Origin of the sequence: Microbacterium galbum, from assembly GCF_032464915.1 — a bacterium.
Classification (GTDB): Bacteria; Actinomycetota; Actinomycetes; order Actinomycetales; family Microbacteriaceae; genus Microbacterium; species Microbacterium galbum.
Genome location: NZ_JAWDIS010000001.1, coordinates 1,581,730 through 1,599,293 on the forward strand (window position 1 = coordinate 1,581,730; position 17,564 = coordinate 1,599,293).

The following is a 17,564-nucleotide window of genomic DNA, read 5'->3' on the forward strand; positions in this document are numbered from 1 at the left end:
CATGAAGTCAAGCGGCGAATCCATCGGCGACACGGCGGCGCGGTTCGGGCTCGACACCCACGTGCTCCGCCACTGGGAGGACGAGCGCCTGCTCGAACCCGCGCGCGACGCAGCGGGACGGCGCCGCTTCGACGAGGACGACATCGTGCGCATCGCCGTGATCCTGCGCAACAAGGCGGCGGGGCTCTCGCTCGAGCAGATCCGGGTGCTGCTCGACGAGGGAGCGCCCGACCGGCACCGGGTGCTCGAGGAGCACATCGCCGAGCTCGACCGTCGCGCCGCCGACATCGCCCAGGCGCGCGCGATGACCGAGCACGCTCTGCGGTGCCGTTCGCACGACATCACGCAGTGCCCCCGGTTCCGCAGTCACGTCGGCGACGTGCTGTCGGGACAGGCGCGCTGGCTCCTCGGCCGAACGGAGCCGACGGGCGGGCCCGTCGGCCGCACCGAGCCCGCGGGCGGCCCTGTCGGCGACGCCGGGCCCGCGGGCGGCCCGGTCGCCGTGGCATCCGGATCCGCTCCGGCGTGAACGCGGCGGACGCGCGGGGGTGCGACGGCCGCGTTCCACACCGCGCCCGCCGCCGCGCGCGGCGCGAACTAGCATGAACCGGTGACCACGCCGCCCCTCTCCGCCGAGCAGCAGGCGCTGTTCCGGCTGATCGAGGACACCCGCGAGCACGTCTTCGTCACCGGTCGCGCCGGCACCGGCAAGTCGACGCTGCTGCAGCACCTGGCGTGGAACACCAAGAAGCAGATCGCGGTCTGCGCGCCCACCGGGGTGGCGGCGCTGAACGTCGAGGGCCAGACCATCCACTCGCTCTTCCGCCTGCCGATCGGTCTCATCGCGAACGGCGACATCGACCAGAATGACGCGACCCGCAAGATCCTCAACGCGATCGACACGCTCGTCATCGATGAGATCTCGATGGTCAACGCCGACCTGATGGATGCCATCGACCGCTCGCTCCGGCAAGCTCGCGGTCGTCGATCGGAGGCGTTCGGCGGCACGCAGATCGTCATGTTCGGCGATCCCTACCAGCTGGCGCCCGTGCCGCCGCGGGGCGATGAGGCGCGTTACATCCAGGACCACTACCGCTCGTTCTGGTTCTTCGACGCCAAGGTCTGGTCCGGCGAGGCCGCCACCGACGGGCTGATCGACATCGGCCGGCACGGTGCCGACCTGCACGTCAACGAGCTCGTCGAGATCCACCGGCAGTCCGACCCCGGGTTCAAGCAGCTGCTCAACGCGGTGCGCTACGGACGCGTGACGGCCGAGATGGCCGGCATCCTGAACACCGCCGGTGCCCGCACGCCGCCGCACCCGGCCGACGGCGAGCACCCGATCATCACGCTCGCCACCCGCAACGACCGCGTCAACACCATCAACCGCAAGCACCTCGACGAGCTCATCGGGCGCACGCAGACCGCGAACGCCGAGATCTCGGGCGACTTCGGCCGTGGCGAGGCGAACTACCCCGCCGAGATGGAGCTCACGCTCAAGGTCGGCGCTCAGGTGATGTTCCTGCGCAACGACGGTGCGCAGTTCGGCGAGGCCCCCCGGTGGGTCAACGGCACGATCGGCACCGTGACCCGCATCGCGGGCGACAGTGTGCGCGTCGAGGTCGACGGCGTCGAGCACGACGTCGAGCCCGCGGTCTGGGAGAGGTACCGCTATGCGTACGACCCGGGCACCAAGAACCTCTCGCGGGAGATCGTCGCGGAGTTCACGCAGTTCCCGCTGCGTCTCGCCTGGGCCGTGACCATCCACAAGTCCCAGGGCAAGACGTACGACCGGGCCGTCGTCGATCTGGGCGCCGGCGCGTTCGCCCCCGGGCAGACCTACGTCGCCCTTAGCCGCCTCACCTCGCTCGACGGGCTCTACCTGTCGCGGTCGCTGCGCCCGAGCGACATCCGCGTCGACGAAGACGTCCGTCGGTTCATGAAGCAGGCGTGGTTGTCGCGCCAGGAGGCGGCGAAGGCGTGAGCCTCAGGCGACGTGCGCGCTCTTGGCGCGCGTGAGGTCGGCGAAGAGCTCCGTCGTGAACCGATAGGCGACCAGCACCTCGGCGATCACCCGCTCCTTCTCCTCGTCGTCCCAGGGGGCGGTGTCGAGCTGTTCGCGGTAGACGCTCTTGAAGGCGCGCGGGTCGGCGATGTCGCCGAAGAGCAGGAATCCGATGCCGTTGGTCTCGAAGCCGAAGCGGCGCTGCATGAGACGGCCGATCGATGGTCCGCCCGAGAGGTCGCCGAGCAGGCGCGTGTAGTGATGCGCCACGAAACCGCCCGGCCAGGTCGCGGCGACGCGGCGGATGCGCGACACGTAGGCCTGCGTCGTCGGCAGGGGGCGGATGCTCTCGCGCCACTCCGGTCCGATGAGGAACGCCAGATCCGCCTCGAGCGCGGGCAGTCGCGAGGTGCGATCGCGGAGGAAGACGGATGCCACCGGGTCGAGGCGCATGCGCACGGCTGCGTCTTCGAGGGCCGCGTAGATGAACCAGTGCTGGGCGATGAGGGCGATGTAGTCGTCGCGGGTGCCGGCACCGGTGAGCAGGTCGGTCATGAACCCGTCGCACTCGCTCGAGGAGTGCGCGCTGCTGGAGCGTTCGCGCAGGGCGAGGGAGAACGGGACCACGGCGTTCATGCGGCCATCATACGCATTCACTTAGGCTGACCTAACCCCTAAGGAGTCCCGAGTTCCGATCGGACCACGCAGTCGTGATGCAGACGTGACGGGCGGGCGGTGCAAGGGGCGATTGCGCTCAGGTGCCGTGTGTTTGAATCGAGGGAGCGTACGCGTATCCGCGTGCGGAAGTGCTGGGGGTATCCACATGGCCAGATGGCGTCGTTCCGCGGCCATCGCGATCGCGAGCGCGGGAGCACTGGCACTCGCGCTGAGTGGCTGCACGGCGCAGCAGTCGGTGTCGATCGACGTCCCGTCGCAGGTCGACGCGCCTCTGCCCGAGGCCACGGTCGCAGAACTGCAGGATGCCGTCACCTCGGCGATGACCGCGACGGGCTCGACCGGAGCGATCGTCGGGGTGTGGGCGCCGTGGAGCGGCACGTGGGTCTCGGGCGTGGGAACGCAGGGCCCCGGGGGCGCGGAGGTCACCAGCGATCTCTCCTTCCGTGCCACCGAAGTGACGGGCGCGATGACCTGCGACATCCTGTACGGTCTCGCGGCCGACGGGACCGTCGCGATGAGCGACCCGATCAACAAGTGGGTCAGCAATCTCCCCGGCTACGACGACATCACCCTGCGCGAGCTGTGCGACGGGACGTCGGGGCTCGCTTCGTACACCGCCACTCTCGAGGCGACGGTGCTCGCCAACCCCGACCGCGTGTGGAACCCGCGCGAACTCCTGGCCTACGGCATCGCGCGCCCTCGCCTGAACGCGCCCGGAGACGCCTACGGAACCTCGGCGACCAACTACCTCATCGCCGGTCTCGCAGCCGAGCGGGCGACGAACGAGACGCTCTCCACCCTGATCGCGGAGCGTGTGACGCAGCCGCTCGGCCTCTCGTCGACGTCGCTGCCGGCGCCCGCCCCGGCGACCCCCGGCCCGTCCTCGCTGCCGGGGTACTGGTCGCAGCCGAATGCCGAGGGCGCGTGGAACTGCACCGACCCGGCCGAGTTCACCGAGATGTCGTCGAGCTACGGTGGCGCGGCCGCCGGGGCCGTCACCTCCATCGGCGATCTCGGTCGATACGCCCAGGCGCTCGCCACCAAGGCCCTCCTGCCCGCCGACAGCGACCGCTTCGCCGCCCCCGTGCCCGTGGGCCCCGACCAGCCGTCGTGGTTCACCGCCGCCGGCGGCACGTTCCAGGCGGGTTCGCTCATCGGGCAATTCGGGTGGACGCCGGGCTACATGACTGCCGCCTTCGCCGATCCCCAGACCGGCATGTCGGTCGCGGTGGTGCTGAACAACTCGGGTGGCAACAAGCTCACCAGCGCGTGGCTGGCGTGGGAACTCGCGGCGATCGCCTCGAAGGCGCCCGCCGCGCAGGGACAGACGTTGCCCGAGGCGGGCCTGCCGTGGACCGCCGAGCAGATGCGCGACAGCATCGCCCAGAACGCGATCTGCGCACCTCCCGCCTCGTGACCGAACGATGAGCGCGCGCGGCGGACAGGGCTCGGCCGCCGCTCTCGTGTTCGTCGGCCTGGCCTGCCAGGAGGTGGGCGCGTCGTTCGCGGTGATGCTCTTCCCCCAGACCGGGCCGCTCGGCATCGTCATGCTGCGCCTGGTCTTCTCGGCGCTGCTGCTGCTCGCGATCGCGCGCCCGCGCCTGCGGGGGCACACGGGCGTCGCCTGGCGGTCGGTGGTGGTGTTCGGCGTGGTGCTGGCATCGATGAACGGGCTGTTCTACCTCGCCCTCGAGAGGCTCCCGCTGGGTGTCACCGTGACGATCGAGGTGCTCGGGCCGCTCACCCTCTCGATCCTCACCGCGACGGGGGCGGCCCGCTGGCTGTGGGCGGGGCTCGCCCTGGCCGGAGTGGTCGCGCTCGGCGCCGGCGGATGGGACCGCCTCGACGCCCTCGGCGTGGTCTTCGCTCTCGGCGCGGCCGTCAGCTGGGCCCTGTACATCCTGTCGTCGGCGCGCGTGGGGCGACAGTTCCCGCGTCTGGACGGCCTCGCGCTCGCGATGGCGGTCGGCGCGTGCCTGGCGCTGCCCTTCGGTCTCTGGCAGGCGGGGCCCGCGCTGCTGCGCGCGGACATCCTCGCCCTCGGGGCCGCCGTCGCGCTGCTGTCGTCGACCATCCCCTACGCGCTCGAATTGGTCGCCCTGCGCCGCCTGCCGGCGTCGGCGTTCGCGATCATGATGAGCCTCGGCCCCGCGACGGCCTCGATCGCCGGCTTCGCGCTGCTCGGGCAGAAGCTGTCGCTGCTCGAGGTGGCCGGTATCGCCCTGGTCATCGCGGCCAGCATCGGCGCGGTGCTCGCCGCCGCGCGGCGCGGCGCGGGGTCGCGGCATCCCGGGCCCGACGCCGAGGAGCCGCTCAGCGAGCCCGTCGGCTGACCGGGCGAAGGGGATGCCATGGCCCCGCCATCGGCGCAAGGGGGCCGTCGCGCGCCCGGGCGCTGGCCAGGATGACGACATGAGCGACGACGACGACCAGACCCGCAGCGACTTCGATGACGCGGTCAACATGACCGCGAGCGAGCTGAAGAAGTGGCTCGACACCGACGAGTCGAAGTCCGTGGGGCAGAAGAAGGACGGCGGCGAATCGACCGGTCACGAGAGCGGCCGCCACATCGTGCGCATCCTCGAGAAGAAGAAGGCCGACCTCGCCGACGACGACCTCGCCCACATGCGGAAAGTCGTCGGCTACGTCAAGCGGCACAGTGCGCAGAAGCCGAAGGGCGACGTGACCGACACCGACTGGCGCTACTCGCTGATGAACTGGGGCCACGACCCGAAGAAGTGACCCGCGGCGGGTCGGAGAGGCGGGAGGGCTTCGACGCTATGGTGCAGCTGTGAACCGTGGAAATCTCGCACCCGTGCTCGGCTGGGCTCTCGTCGTCATCGGTCTGTTCAATCTGGTGCTGGCCGTCGTCGACATCTCGTCGGGCGCGAGCGTCGGCAACAACGTGCTGTCGGCCGCTCTGGGCGTCATCCTCGTGATCGCGGGTGTGCTGCAACTCGCCACCAAGGGGCGCACACGGCGGTAGGACGCCGGCGCCGCGGGCAGCGTCATCCCTCGTCCACCTGAGAGGGGTAGAACGGTAGACATGCCCATCATCGACAGCGCGGTCTACGTCGACGGTCACCGCATCGAGAACCCCTCGAGCCTCGACCAGACCTTCGAGTACATGGAGGCGCACGGCGGGATGGCCTGGATCGGCCTGCTGCGCCCGTCTCCCGAAGAACTCGAGCGCGTGGCCGCGGAGTTCTCCCTGCATCCGCTCGCCGTCGAGGACGCGCTGACCGGTCACCAGCGCGCGAAGCTCGAGCGCTACGGGCAGAACCTGTTCACGGTGCTGCGTCCCGCGCGCTACATCGACGAGACCGAGACCGTCGAGTTCGGCGAGCTGCACGTGTTCATCGGCGCGGACTTCGTGGTGACCGTGCGCCACGCCGAGGTCCCCGACCTGGCGCGGGTACGCCGGCGCCTCGAGAAGAACCCCGATCTGCTCGCGCGCGGCCCCGAGGCGGTGCTGTACGCGATCCTCGACGAGGTCGTCGACCAGTACGACCCGGTCGCCCGGGGGCTCCAGAACGACGTCGACGAGATCGAGGACGGTCTGTTCAGCGAGGGCGGCGCCGACCTCACCCAGCGCATCTACCAGCTCGCGCGCGAGGTCATCCACTTCCAGCGTGCGGTCGAACCGCTCCGCGACATGCTCGAGGCTCTGCTGCGCGGCGCCGACAAGTACGGCGTCGACATCGAACTGCAGCGCTCGCTGCGCGACGTGCTCGACCACGTGCTGCGTCAGGGCGAGAAGCTCACGGCGCTGCGCGCGATCCTCGACAACGCCCTCACCGTCAACGCGACGCTCGTGACGCAGCGTCAGACCGAGACCTCGCTCGAGCAGAACGACCAGGTGAAGAAGATCTCGGGGTGGGCGGCGATCCTCTTCGGCCCGTCCCTGGTGGGCGCGATCTACGGCATGAACTTCCGGAACATGCCGGAGCTCGACTGGACCTTCGGCTACCCGATGGCGCTCGGCCTCATGGCGGCGACCTCCTTCGGGCTCTGGCTGACGTTCAAGCGCAAGCACTGGCTCTGATCCGGGGGCGGGCGCTGACGGCTGCGGATGCCGCGCTTCGCGGCGCGCTTCCTGGACAGTCGCTGCGCGAATCGCACGATGGGTAGGTGACTGACACCACCCCGGGCTCCGGCGACGCGGCCGCGCCGATCCACACCTCGACCGTGCAGCTCGAGGACAGCGGCTACCACAAGCGACTGACCTCTCGTCAGGTGCAGATGATCGCCATCGGCGGCGCCATCGGCACGGGACTCTTCCTCGGCGCCGGCGGACGTCTCGCCCAGGCGGGACCCGCGATCGTTCTGTCGTACGCGGTCTGCGGTCTGTTCGCGTTCTTCATCCTGCGCGCGCTCGGGGAGCTCGTGCTCCACCGGCCGACCTCGGGCTCGTTCGTCTCGTACGCGCGCGAGTTCTTCGGAGAGAAGGCCGCATTCGTCTCGGGCTGGTTCTACTGGATCAACTGGGCCACGACCACGATGGTCGACATCACCGCGGCCGCGCTGTACATGAACTTCTTCGGCAAGTACGTGCCGTGGATCGCCGCGGTCCCGCAATGGGTCTGGGCGCTGGCCGCGCTCGTCACCGTACTCGCCGTCAACCTCGTCTCGGTGAAGGTGTTCGGAGAGCTCGAGTTCTGGTTCGCGCTCATCAAGGTCGCCGCCCTCGTGGCGTTCCTGCTCGTCGGCATCTACTTCGTCGTCTTCGGAACCCCCACGGGCGCGCCCACCGGCTTCTCGTTGATCTCCGACAACGGCGGATTCTTCCCCAACGGCATCCTTCCCGCGATCATCCTCATGCAGGGCGTCGTCTTCGCGTACGCATCGATCGAGCTCATCGGCACCGCCGCGGGCGAGACGAAGAACCCCGAGAAGGTCATGCCGCGCGCGATCAACTCGGTGATCATCCGCGTCGCGGTGTTCTACGTCGGTTCGGTGCTGCTGCTGTCGCTGCTGCTGCCGTTCACCGCGTACTCGAAGGACGAGAGCCCGTTCGTGACCTTCTTCGCCTCGATCGGCGTACCCGGGGTCGACGTCATCATGAACCTCGTCGTGCTGACGGCGGCGCTGTCGTCGCTGAACGCCGGTCTCTACTCCACCGGACGCATCCTGCGCTCCATGGCGGTCGCGGGGTCGGCACCGAAGTTCGCCGCCCGCATGAACAAGGCGGGCGTGCCCTACGGCGGCATCGCCATCACCGCGTTCGTGGCCCTCTTCGGCGTGGTGATCAACTACGTCAATCCGAGCGACGCGTTCGAGACGGTGCTGAACGTGGCCGCCGTCGGCATCCTGGTCACCTGGGCGACCATCATCGTGTGCCAGATGCGTCTGAAGCAGCTCGCAGACAGGGGCGAGCTCGTACGCCCCTCGTTCCGACTGTTCTGGGCGCCGTACACGGGATACCTGACCCTGGTGTTCCTGGCCGTGGTGCTCGTGCTGGTGTTCATCGATTCGCCGGCGACGCTCGTCGTGGCCGTCGTCGCGAGCCTGCTGATCACCGCGGGCTGGTTCGCGTGCCGCAAGCGCATCGCCGAGCTCGCCGCCGAGCGCGAGGGCTACACGGGCACGGTGCCGGTGGTGCCGAGCCCGTTCCCGCAGCCGCGCGACACGAAGGACTGAGCCGGCCGCTCTCCCTCCTCGGCTCGTGGGTACGCGCCTCAGCCCGAGCGGCATCGCCGGGTGCGTTCCGCGGGCTGAGCCGCGGCATCCGTGTCGTGAGGACAGGGGATGCCACCGCGACAGGCCGTCTCGCCGCTGATCGCCCTGTTCTCGCGGTGCAGCCTGTCCCCGTGACGAGTCAGCCCCGGTGGAACGGGCAGCCCGACGGCGCGTCCGCGCGGCGCACACGACCGCCGGAGCGCGGCTTCGTCGGCATCCGCCGCCGGTTCACGTCGAGACCGCGGCCCGAGATGCGCAGGCGCGGGTCGCTGAGCACCGCGATGGATGCCGCGAGCCCGGCGATCGCGAGCTTCTCGCCCGGGCAGCGGTGGCCGGTGCGCACGTCGGCACCGCCGTGGGGGACGAAAGCGCGGATGGCTTCGTAATCGTCGACACCGACGAAGCGCTCCGGGTCGAAGGCGGAGGGGCGCTCCCACTCGCGGGTGTCGGTGTCGGTGCCGAGGATGTCGAGCACGACCCGACCGCCCTTCGCCACGCGCTGCCCGTCGAGCTCGACATCGGTCTCGGCCCACGCCGGCAGCATCGGCACGAAGGGCGCGGTGCGGCGGATCTCCTGCGCGAAGGCCGTCGCCAGCTCCCCGCCGACGAGCGATCCGCGCTCCGCGGTCTCGGCGGCGATGCGCTCGCGCCACTCCGGGCGGTCGTGCAGCTCCTTCGCGGCGAACGCGACGAAGCGCGAGACCGCGATCATCGGGCGGAAGCTGTTCTGCAGCTCGACGCCGGCGCGCTTCGCGGGCAGCAGGTCGCCCGAGCGGTCGCGGTGCCACGCCCAGGCGTGGAGGGCGGTGCCCTCGGCGGGGTCGAGCGTCCCCTCGCGCACGGCGTCGATGAGCTCCGCAGCATGGCGGTCGGACCAGCGGCGGTTGGCCAGGGCCAGCAGGAACTCGGGTGAGTACGGCACACCGAAGCCGTCGACGATCTGCGCCTGACGCTTCGCCCACCGCGTCTGCGCCGCCGCCGTGCCCGGGATGCCGGCCCACCGCATGATCGCGCGCCCCAGCGCTCCCACGGCGGCGTCGTACGCCGACCGGTCGCCGCCGCCGACCCAGGCGTCGAGTTCGCCCTGCCACTGCCGCTCGAGTTCGGGGAGCAGGCGCGCGACCTCGACGTCGTCGTAGAGCACGTCGACGAATGTCGCCTTGCGGTGGCGGTGCTCGTCGCCGTCGAGGCTGTGCACCGAGCCGTGGCCGAACAGCGACTCCTGGATGAACGCGGGCATCGCCCCGTGCCGGCGGGTGCGGGACTCGTCGTAGAAGAGCGCCACGCCCTCCTCGCCCCGCACGAAGAGCGCCTCGCGCCCGAGCAGGCGGAACGGGACGGCACGGGCGCCGCGGTCGGCACGCCGCCAGAGGTGCGCGCCGAAACCGTAGCCGCGCACGAGGAGCGAGAGCGAGTCGTCGCGGAGAAGGGCGAGGGGGGATGCCATGTCCCCACGGTTCCATGCCGGCGGGGAGATCGTGGAGGGGGCGGCGCGCGCCCGGTCGGTGTGTCAGTCGTGCCGCGCGCGGCGATGCCCTCCACCTCTGCACGCCCAACGTCGCGGCCGTCGCGGGCCGGTGAGAGGTGGCCGCCACCGATAATGGACCGATGGAACCGTGGGAGATGCGGGAGTGGTTCGCCGACTTCCTCGAGGCGCTGAACCGCCACGACATCGAGCGGGTCCGTGAGTTCCTGCACCCGAGCGTGCGACGTGCGCACCTGCCCGCGGGGGCCGACGCGTGGATCGCCGACTACGCGAACCTGCTGCACGGTTTTCCCGACTGGCAGTGGAAGCGCATTCAGCTCCTCGTCGAGGACGACCGGCTGGCCGTGCATCTGCGGGGCGGGGGAAGTCACACCGGTGCGTACGCGTTCGTCGCGCCGACGCGTACGCGCGTGAGCATCGCGTCGTTCGCGATGTACCGGGTGCAGCACGGACTGATCGTCGAGGCCACCGGCACCGACGACGCCGCGCAGATCCGCTCCGCGATCGCCTGAGCGCGGCCCGGGGAGGGGTCCTTACTGCGACAGCTCTCGATCGAGGCGGTCCAGCAGGGATTCGAGCGAGACTTCGAACTCCTCCTCGGCGCGATCTTCGCTGAGCAGAGCCCGCAGGTGGCGGACGGTGGGGGCGTCGGCGAGCGTGGCGTCGCCGTCGTGGGCCGGGATGTCGGCGTTCCCCTCGTCGAGCGGCTCCTCCACGGGCCCCGTCTCCGCGCCGCGGACGGCGGACTCCAGAAGCAGCTGGCCGAGGAGGAAGCTGCTGAACGCCCGGTAGGCGCTCACGGCCTGGTCGTCGGTGAAACCCTGAGCGAGGAGCGTCGAGAGGAAGATCTCCACGACCTCGACGCTGCGCAGCGGAGGCCGCAGCCAGGGGGCGGCCGGATGCCGCGTGGCGACGAGCGGGAAGGCCCGCGGGTGTTCGACGGCGATGCGCCGCACCTCGTGCGCGGTGATCTGCAGGAAGCCCTGCCACTGCTGCGTCGAGGCGTCCTGGAGGGCCGTCATGAGGTCGCGCATCAGGAGGCGCACGATCGCCTCGAGCAGGTCTTCCTTGCCGTTGACGTAGCGGTAGAGCGACATCGCCTCGACGTCGAGCTCCTGCGCCAAAGTGCGCATCGACAGGCCCGTCGCGCCCCGACCGTCGATCTGCGCGAGAGCGGTGGTGACGATGAGGTCGCGGCTGAGTCGGCGCACGCTCGAACGCGGCACGTTCCGCGCATCTTGGATCATCGCATCCACCTCCGGGGGTTCAGTTTGACACCCCGGACCGTCCCGGGATGCCGCCGAGGGCGCCGTGACGAGCGGGTGTCGCGGGCTTACGGCGTAAGGGTTTTCCCCCGATCCGCGGCGTTTTCCCTTCCCAGCCAGGACCGGAGCGATGATCGGCGTCCGCTCGCCCGGGCCCCCGGCGGAAGGGTCGGAGCCGCGTGGCTCGATCTGTCAAGGGCGGACGGGTGTCGGAGGGCCCGGGTACGGTCGCTGGTGCCCGGCGCGTCATCCCGGGCGGAAGGAGCGGTGAGCATGGTGTCTCCCGACCGCCCCGGTGCCGGCGTCATCTGGGCCCGCGTCGAAGAGGGCTTCCATGTCGGCAGCCGAAAGGGCATGTTCCTCGGCTACATCGACCGTCAGGCCGACGGGGGCTACCTCGCTTTCGACGGCTCGTCGCGCGTCGTCGGCCGATTCCGCACCCTCACGGCGGCGATGGCCGCGGTGACCAACGGCCAACCCCCGCAGGACGAGGTCATCACCCTTCAGCAGGTCCGCGTCCCGGCGCCCCGCGCCGTCGAGGAGGACACCGCATGAGCGCTCCGCTGGCCGCCGTGTCATACGTCAGTCGGGCCGTCGACACCTTCGATGACGCCCGTCTCGCCGAACTCCTCGCCCAGAGTCGCCGCTCGAACCACGAGCACGACCTGTCGGGCATGCTGCTCTACCGCCGCGGGCGGTTCTTCCAGGTGCTGGAGGGGCCGAAGGACGCCGTGGACGAGCTGATGGCGAAGATTCGTCGCGATCCGCGCCACGACGAGATTCGGGTGCTGCTGACCGAGGAGATCGAGGAGCGCCGCTTCGAGGAATGGACGATGGGGTACGAACCCATCACCGCGCCCGCGACGCCGGCGCCCGAGGGGTTCCGTGACACGTTCGACGACCTGGAGTCCGACGACGACGAGGCGAGCATCCGCGCGGTCCGCGAACTGACCGTCTGGTTCCGCGCCCGCACGGCCGCGCCCGCCTGAGCTCCCCGAGGGGCGGCCCCGCGCTTGGCGGCCCGAGACCCCGGTTCGGGGCGCATTCCGGCGTTCGGGGCGTGAATCGCCCGCCCCGAACGGAAGATCGCGCCCCGAAGCTCGGTGATCAGAGCGGCGGATCGAGGGCGCGGAGCGCGGCATCCATCCGCTCCGCCATGACGGCGTAGCCGATGTCGTTCGGGTGCAGACCGTCGCCCGCCATCCAGCTGACCTGCGCGGTGGCATCGTGCCCCTCGAGCCAGTGGCTCGCACCGCTGACGTGATCGGCGCCGATGCGTGCCGCAGCGTCTTCGACCCATCCGGCGATGACGTCGACCGAGGCCGGCCTGTCGTCGGTGTACCAGAACGGCTCGACGACGACGATGCGTGCGTCGGGCAGTCCCTCGCGCAGACGGGTCAGGTCGCTGTCGATCGTTGCGCGGATGTCGTCGGCGCGCGTGTCGTAGCTGAAGTTGTCGTTGAGGCCCATGGTCACGAACACGATGTCGGGGTCGTCAGCGATCACGAGCGCGGGGATGTCGTCGAGTCCTCCGAGCATCGAGTCGCGGCGGTTCACGAAGCCGAGGCCGTTCTCGCTGCGGTTGATCTCCTGCCACCCCCGTTCGGCCGACACGATCGTCGACCAGCGCTTCTCCGACGAGCTCGCGCCGGTACCGCGCGTGTACGAGTCGCCGTAGAACGACACCACCGGCCCGTCGGCCGCGCCGGCGGCGGATGACGTGGTCGGGCCCGGGCTCGGGTCGGAGCAGGCGACGAGGCCGAGGAACAGGGATGCCGCGAGCCCGACACCGAGAGACCGTCGCACGCGCACGGGTCAGTGTCCCCCGGGCGTGGGTCGCTCCGCCGGCTCCGCGGCGAGAGATGCGACGTGGCGAGCGATCCGGGCCGCGCGCGCGGCGTCGGTCGTGGCCGTGACGACCGGGTGCAGCACGGAGTAGCGCTCCGCCTTGGTGAGCGCGGCGAACGCGCGAGCGGCCGCCGGCACGGCATCCAAGGCCGCCTGCAGATCGGCGGGCACCTCGATCGTGGCGGATCCGGCGTAGGCGCGATCCCAGCGTCCGTCCGCCTGGGCGCGGGCGATCTCGTCGGCGCCGCGCGGTCGCATCCGGCCCTCTTCGCTCAGGCGCGCCACGATGTCGACGTTGCGCGCCGACCACATCGACCGCGCTCGCCGAGGGGTGAAGTGCTGGCGGAAGGTCGCGGCATCCCTCGACTGCTTGCGCCCGTCGATCCACCCGCTGCACAGCGCCTCGTCGAGGGCCTGGGCGTAGGTGAGGGTGGTGGGCGAGGTCGTGCCCTTCTTGGCGAGCACGAGCCACACCCCGTCGCTCTCGCTCTCGTGAGCGTCGAGCCAGGCGCGCCAGGCGGCGACGTCGTCGACGGTCAGCTCGGGTGCGTCGGTCATGGTCTCGGCTCCTTCCGCGATGCTTCGGACCCTAGCGCGACCTTCCGACACCGCGCCCCTATCGGATGGGCGCTGCGGGGGCAACCGACCCCCGCGGCGTCGATGCTGCCCCCAGCATGAGGGGATGCGATGTGTGACGTACGCCGGCGAGACCGTGACCACGACCGACGACGTGGCGGAGGCGCTCGTGCAGCTCACCGCATCGATCGCCGCCGACGGGCAGGCGGAGGCAGTCAGCATCCCGATCGTGACCGAGGCGGGCGACACCGAGGAAGCCGAACTCGTCATCGGCGTCGGGAACGACGTGCTCAGCGCCCCGGCACACGACTGGGCGGGCGAGGAGCCCGACTTCTCCTGGGCCGCCGAGGAGCTGCGTCAGCACAAGCGCTTCCCCCAGGCGCCGGCCATCGCGCACGAGCAGACCATCGACACCGACAATCCCGACGCGTTCTGGGACCCCGACCTCGACGGCTTCATCCGCGCCTGACCGCCGCCGCTCGCGGTCGGTCCTCGGCGCCCGGCGCAGAGGCGACCCCCGCACCCTCGGGGGGAGCTCGTCAACCCCACCTCCGCCGCCGACCGCAGACGTAGCGTGGGCCCTCCACACCGGAAGCGACCGGTCATCGCCCGGTGTGCGAGCCCCGGACAGTCCGGGCGGCGCCGCCGTTTCGCGTGTGCCGCCCGGACGCTCGGTGTCCCGCAGGATGGACGTATGCAGCACTCCCTCGTCAGCGGCGCGTCGCGCGGAATCGGTCGGGCCATCGCGGTGGCCCTCAGCGAGAGGGGCGACCGCGTCGCCGTGCACTACGGGTCCGATCGGGATGCCGCGGAGCAGACGCTCGCCCTCCTGCACGGCGACGGGCATCTCCTCGTGGGCGGCGATCTCTCCGACCCCGCGATTGCACAGCGCGTGGTCGACGAGGTGCTCGCGGCGTTCGGACGCATCGACGTTCTCGTCAACAACGCGGCGATCGCCCCGAGCCCCGAGACCTTGCATCCGATCGACACCGTCGACTACGCGACCTGGCACCAGACATGGGAGCGGATGGTCGAGGTCGACCTGCGCGCTCCCGCCAACATGACTTACTTGGTCGCGCGGTCGCTGATCGACCGTGGTCTGCCCGGTGCGGTCGTGAACGTCGGCTCGCGCGGAGCGTTCCGCGGCGAGCCGGAGTTCCCCGCCTACGGCGCCGCCAAGGCGGGCCTGCACGCCATGGGCCAATCGCTCGCGGTCGCCCTCGCCCCGCACGGCATCGCCGTCACCAGCGTCGCCCCCGGCTTCGTGGGCACCGACAGGCAGCAGCAGAAATTGGACGGGCCCGCCGGAGACGGCATCCGGGATCAGAGTCCGTTCGGCCGTGTCGCCACTCCCGAAGAAGTGGCGGATGCCGTGGTCTACCTCAGCTCGCCGCGCTCGCAGTGGGCGTCGGGCGCCATCCTCGACCTGAACGGCGCCTCGCACCTGCGCAGTTGAACCGGCGCCCGGTCGCCGCGGCGGTGAGAGGGTGGAGGGCATGCAGCCCGTCCTCGTGATCATCGACATCCAGCGCGACTACTTCCCCGGAGGTCGTCACCCCCTGGTGAACCCGGATGCCGCGGCCGAGGCCGCCGCACGCGTGCTGACCCGGCAGCGTGACCTCGGGGCGCCCGTCATCCACGTGCGGCACGAAAGCCCCGCCGGCGGCGGCTTCCTCGAGGTGGACACCGATGGAGCCGAGATCGACCCCCGCGTCGCCCCGGAGCCGGGCGAGACGGTGATCGTGAAGCACGCGCCGAATTCCTTCGTCGGCACCGACCTGCACGAGCGCCTGCGCGAGCTCGGCGCGCGCGAGCTGCTCGTGGTCGGCATGATGACGAGCATGTGCGTGGATGCCACCGTCCGCGCCGCCATCGACCTCGGTTACGCCGTCACGGTCGTCGGTGACGCCTGCGCCGCCCCCGATCTCGCCTACGGCGGAGTCGAGGTGTCCGGCGAGGCCGTGCACGCGGCGTTCCTCGCCGCGTTGGGTGGGGCGCGAGCGCGGGTCGTGAGCGAAGCCGCCGCCTGACGGGGTGGATGACGCTCGTCAGGACCGGTCGCGAAGCGTGTAGAGGCGGACGCTCTCCGACAGCCGTCGCGTGTCGAACCGGCTGAGGAGGATGTCGTTCATCTTCGCCGTGGAAGGTTCGCCGATGACGACCCACGTGTCCGGATCCACTTGGGCGGTGACGTCGGCGGAACCGCACTGGGCGCCGGCGCCGTCGCCCGCACTCGAGAACACGACCACGAGGCACACCTCGCCGGGGACGTCGGGCTGACGCCCGACGTAGACGAGTCCGTTCTCGGTGCTCGCGACGAAGCGGACGGACGCGGGATCGAGCAGGCCCACCGTCTCGGGGAACGGCAGCCTGTCCTCGGAGGTCGCGGCGTAGCTCAGTTCGGGGATGTCGCCGCCGGCGCGCGGCGGGGTGAACGTCGCGCCGATGACCGCGCCGCCCACCAGCCCGGCGACCGCCGCGAGGAGCGGGATGACGGCTGTGCGACGTTCCACGGCGAGGGCCAGGCGACGACGGCGCGATGAGGCCGGATCGGGCTCTGTGCTCTGCCCCGCCTCGGCCGGATCGGTGTCGTCGTCGTCCGTCCGCGCGTACTCCTCGGTCGGCGCGGGGTCGGTCTCGGGCTGCATCCGCGCGCGGTCGTCCAGCTCACGGAGGCGGTTCACGAGCGCCTGGTCCGTGGTCGCGCCCTTGGCGTAGACGCGCGCATACAGGCGCGTGCGTTCCTCCCGCTCGGCGTCGCTCAGCATGGTCCCACCCTGCCGCATGGGCGGGTGGTCTCGGGCGAGGCGCCGGCGCCGCGCACGAGGCTTCCTGCGGCGTGGGCCCCACGCGACCTCGCTTCGGACGGCACTCACGCGAAAGGCCCGCCCCACCGCCTGCGGCGGTGAGTCGGGCCCGTGGAGGGGCTGACGGGAATCGAACCCGCGCTGTCTGCTTGGGAAGCAGAAGTTCTGCCATTGAACTACAGCCCCGTGCGCCTCGCGGCGACCCGGCCAGCATAACAGCGTCTCCGGCGGCATCCGCGTTCCGTGCCCGCCCGTCCTCGCGTCGGGATCGCGTGCTCGTACCGGACCGACCCGCTGTGACCGGTGCGTGGGGCCGCATCGTCCGACCTCGCGAGAGTGACGCGATCGGCACCGTCGAGGCCGCATCGCATCGCCGAGAACGCATCGATGTGCGAACGATCGCGTGCGTCCTCGCGGACCGCGTGCGGTCTCGGCGGTCGCGCGCGGGAGCGCGCGGTCGGGGCGAGCGGAGCCGCCGCGGCCCGACCACACGCCCTAGGCTGATCCCGTGCTGCTCTCCGATCGCGACATCCGGGCCCACCTCGACGACGGTCGCCTCGGCCTCGACCCCTACGACCCCGCGATGGTGCAGCCCTCCAGCGTCGATGTGCGTCTCGACCGGTACTTCCGGTTGTTCGACAACCACAAGTACCCCTTCATCGATCCGGCCGAGGATCAGCCCGAGCTCACGCGCCTCATCGAGGTCGAACCCGACGAGCCGTTCATCCTCCACCCGGGTGAATTCGCGCTCGGGTCGACGTTCGAGCGCGTCACCCTCCCCGACGACGTCGCTGCGCGGCTCGAGGGCAAGTCCTCGCTCGGACGCCTGGGCCTGCTCACCCACTCCACCGCCGGCTTCATCGACCCGGGCTTCTCGGGTCACGTGACCCTCGAGCTCTCGAACGTCGCGACCCTGCCCATCACGCTGTGGCCGGGCATGAAGATCGGGCAGGTCTGCTACTTCCGCCTGACGTCGCCCGCCGAGAACCCCTACGGCTCCGGCCCCTACGGCAACCGCTACCAGGGCCAGCGCGGTCCGACCGCGTCGCGCTCGGCGCTCAACTTCCACCGCACCGACGTCGGCACGACCGACGCGGGGTCGGCCGGCCGCTGACCCGCGCGAGAACGGCCCCGTCGAGGAGACCTCGATGGGGCCGTTCTGTCGCGCTTTGCGGGGATGGCGCGTGCGGTGATAAACGCTGTTTCCGGGTGGAAACGCG

General features: G+C 70.9%; 21 protein-coding genes and 1 tRNA gene. 15 read left to right on the forward strand and 7 right to left on the reverse strand.

The window, feature by feature from the left end; all coding sequences use genetic code 11:
• The first annotated feature begins 1 nt into the window (after position 1).
• Positions 2-529, forward strand: a complete 528-nt coding sequence (locus RWH45_RS07445; protein WP_315994236.1) for a MerR family transcriptional regulator — start codon at positions 2-4, stop codon at positions 527-529.
• 81 nt (positions 530-610) lie between these two features.
• Complete coding sequence (locus RWH45_RS07450) at positions 611-1,984, forward strand: ATP-dependent DNA helicase (RefSeq protein ID WP_315994237.1); 1,374 nt, start codon at positions 611-613, stop codon at positions 1,982-1,984.
• A gap of 3 nt (positions 1,985-1,987) precedes the next feature.
• Here the strand turns inward: RWH45_RS07450 and RWH45_RS07455 are convergent, their stop codons facing one another.
• Positions 1,988-2,641 carry a biliverdin-producing heme oxygenase gene (locus RWH45_RS07455; protein WP_315994238.1) on the reverse strand — a complete coding sequence of 218 codons (654 nt, stop codon included), beginning with the start codon at positions 2,639-2,641 and terminating at the stop codon, positions 1,988-1,990.
• 187 nt (positions 2,642-2,828) lie between these two features.
• Here RWH45_RS07455 and RWH45_RS07460 point away from each other — a divergent pair, with 187 nt between their 5' ends.
• The 6 genes from RWH45_RS07460 to RWH45_RS07485 all read left to right on the forward strand — a co-directional run bounded on the left by RWH45_RS07460 (position 2,829) and on the right by RWH45_RS07485 (position 8,323).
• Complete coding sequence (locus tag RWH45_RS07460) at positions 2,829-4,100, forward strand: serine hydrolase domain-containing protein (protein ID WP_315994239.1); 1,272 nt, start codon at positions 2,829-2,831, stop codon at positions 4,098-4,100.
• A 7-nt stretch (positions 4,101-4,107) separates the two neighbouring features.
• Positions 4,108-5,016, forward strand: coding sequence for an EamA family transporter (locus RWH45_RS07465; RefSeq protein ID WP_315994240.1), 909 nt, complete (start codon positions 4,108-4,110; stop codon positions 5,014-5,016).
• 79 nt (positions 5,017-5,095) lie between these two features.
• On the forward strand, positions 5,096-5,425 hold the full coding sequence (locus tag RWH45_RS07470; protein WP_315994241.1) for a DUF3140 domain-containing protein: 330 nt from the start codon (positions 5,096-5,098) through the stop codon (positions 5,423-5,425).
• A 49-nt stretch (positions 5,426-5,474) separates the two neighbouring features.
• Entirely contained in the window at positions 5,475-5,669 is a 195-nt protein-coding gene (locus RWH45_RS07475; protein ID WP_315994242.1) for a hypothetical protein, read from the forward strand.
• 60 nt (positions 5,670-5,729) lie between these two features.
• Positions 5,730-6,728: a magnesium and cobalt transport protein CorA gene (locus RWH45_RS07480; protein WP_315994243.1), complete on the forward strand. Its 999-nt coding sequence runs from the start codon at positions 5,730-5,732 to the stop codon at positions 6,726-6,728.
• A gap of 128 nt (positions 6,729-6,856) precedes the next feature.
• Positions 6,857-8,323 (forward strand): amino acid permease, encoded by a 1,467-nt coding sequence (locus RWH45_RS07485; RefSeq protein WP_315994601.1) that lies wholly within the window; start codon positions 6,857-6,859, stop codon positions 8,321-8,323.
• A gap of 178 nt (positions 8,324-8,501) precedes the next feature.
• Here the strand turns inward: RWH45_RS07485 and RWH45_RS07490 are convergent, their stop codons facing one another.
• The gene (locus RWH45_RS07490; RefSeq protein ID WP_315994244.1) at positions 8,502-9,809 is read right to left on the reverse strand and encodes a cytochrome P450; all 1,308 of its coding nucleotides are present in this window, start codon (positions 9,807-9,809) and stop codon (positions 8,502-8,504) included.
• A 161-nt stretch (positions 9,810-9,970) separates the two neighbouring features.
• Here RWH45_RS07490 and RWH45_RS07495 point away from each other — a divergent pair, with 161 nt between their 5' ends.
• Positions 9,971-10,360: an ester cyclase gene (locus RWH45_RS07495; protein ID WP_315994245.1), complete on the forward strand. Its 390-nt coding sequence runs from the start codon at positions 9,971-9,973 to the stop codon at positions 10,358-10,360.
• Between the two features lie 21 nt (positions 10,361-10,381).
• On the opposite strand, the gene RWH45_RS07500 is transcribed toward RWH45_RS07495, so the two are convergent.
• Positions 10,382-11,074, reverse strand: a complete 693-nt coding sequence (locus RWH45_RS07500; protein ID WP_315994246.1) for a TetR/AcrR family transcriptional regulator C-terminal domain-containing protein — start codon at positions 11,072-11,074, stop codon at positions 10,382-10,384.
• Between the two features lie 312 nt (positions 11,075-11,386).
• Here RWH45_RS07500 and RWH45_RS07505 point away from each other — a divergent pair, with 312 nt between their 5' ends.
• Positions 11,387-11,668 (forward strand): hypothetical protein, encoded by a 282-nt coding sequence (locus RWH45_RS07505; protein WP_315994247.1) that lies wholly within the window; start codon positions 11,387-11,389, stop codon positions 11,666-11,668.
• Entirely contained in the window at positions 11,665-12,102 is a 438-nt protein-coding gene (locus RWH45_RS07510; RefSeq protein ID WP_315994248.1) for a BLUF domain-containing protein, read from the forward strand. The genes RWH45_RS07505 and RWH45_RS07510 overlap by 4 nt, the downstream gene beginning before the upstream one ends.
• A 118-nt stretch (positions 12,103-12,220) precedes the next feature.
• Here RWH45_RS07510 and RWH45_RS07515 read toward each other — a convergent pair whose 3' ends face one another.
• Both RWH45_RS07515 and RWH45_RS07520 read right to left on the reverse strand, forming a co-directional pair.
• Complete coding sequence (locus tag RWH45_RS07515) at positions 12,221-12,919, reverse strand: SGNH/GDSL hydrolase family protein (protein WP_315994249.1); 699 nt, start codon at positions 12,917-12,919, stop codon at positions 12,221-12,223.
• A 9-nt stretch (positions 12,920-12,928) separates the two neighbouring features.
• The gene (locus RWH45_RS07520; protein WP_315994250.1) at positions 12,929-13,519 is read right to left on the reverse strand and encodes a YdeI/OmpD-associated family protein; all 591 of its coding nucleotides are present in this window, start codon (positions 13,517-13,519) and stop codon (positions 12,929-12,931) included.
• A 124-nt stretch (positions 13,520-13,643) separates the two neighbouring features.
• On the opposite strand from RWH45_RS07520, the gene RWH45_RS07525 reads away from it, so the two are divergent.
• The 3 genes from RWH45_RS07525 (at position 13,644) to RWH45_RS07535 (ending at position 15,567) form a co-directional block, all read left to right on the forward strand.
• Positions 13,644-14,006, forward strand: coding sequence for a hypothetical protein (locus RWH45_RS07525; RefSeq protein WP_315994251.1), 363 nt, complete (start codon positions 13,644-13,646; stop codon positions 14,004-14,006).
• Between the two features lie 225 nt (positions 14,007-14,231).
• Entirely contained in the window at positions 14,232-14,993 is a 762-nt protein-coding gene (locus tag RWH45_RS07530; RefSeq protein ID WP_315994252.1) for an SDR family NAD(P)-dependent oxidoreductase, read from the forward strand.
• 40 nt (positions 14,994-15,033) lie between these two features.
• On the forward strand, positions 15,034-15,567 hold the full coding sequence (locus RWH45_RS07535; protein ID WP_315994253.1) for a cysteine hydrolase family protein: 534 nt from the start codon (positions 15,034-15,036) through the stop codon (positions 15,565-15,567).
• Positions 15,568-15,585: 18 nt separating this feature from the next.
• Here the strand turns inward: RWH45_RS07535 and RWH45_RS07540 are convergent, their stop codons facing one another.
• Both RWH45_RS07540 and RWH45_RS07545 read right to left on the reverse strand, forming a co-directional pair.
• Positions 15,586-16,305 (reverse strand): hypothetical protein, encoded by a 720-nt coding sequence (locus tag RWH45_RS07540; protein WP_315994254.1) that lies wholly within the window; start codon positions 16,303-16,305, stop codon positions 15,586-15,588.
• Between the two features lie 151 nt (positions 16,306-16,456).
• Positions 16,457-16,530: transfer RNA gene (locus tag RWH45_RS07545), tRNA-Gly, on the reverse strand.
• A gap of 322 nt (positions 16,531-16,852) precedes the next feature.
• On the opposite strand from RWH45_RS07545, the gene dcd reads away from it, so the two are divergent.
• Complete coding sequence (gene dcd / locus RWH45_RS07550) at positions 16,853-17,458, forward strand: dCTP deaminase (RefSeq protein ID WP_315994255.1); 606 nt, start codon at positions 16,853-16,855, stop codon at positions 17,456-17,458.
• Positions 17,459-17,564 lie beyond the last annotated feature (106 nt).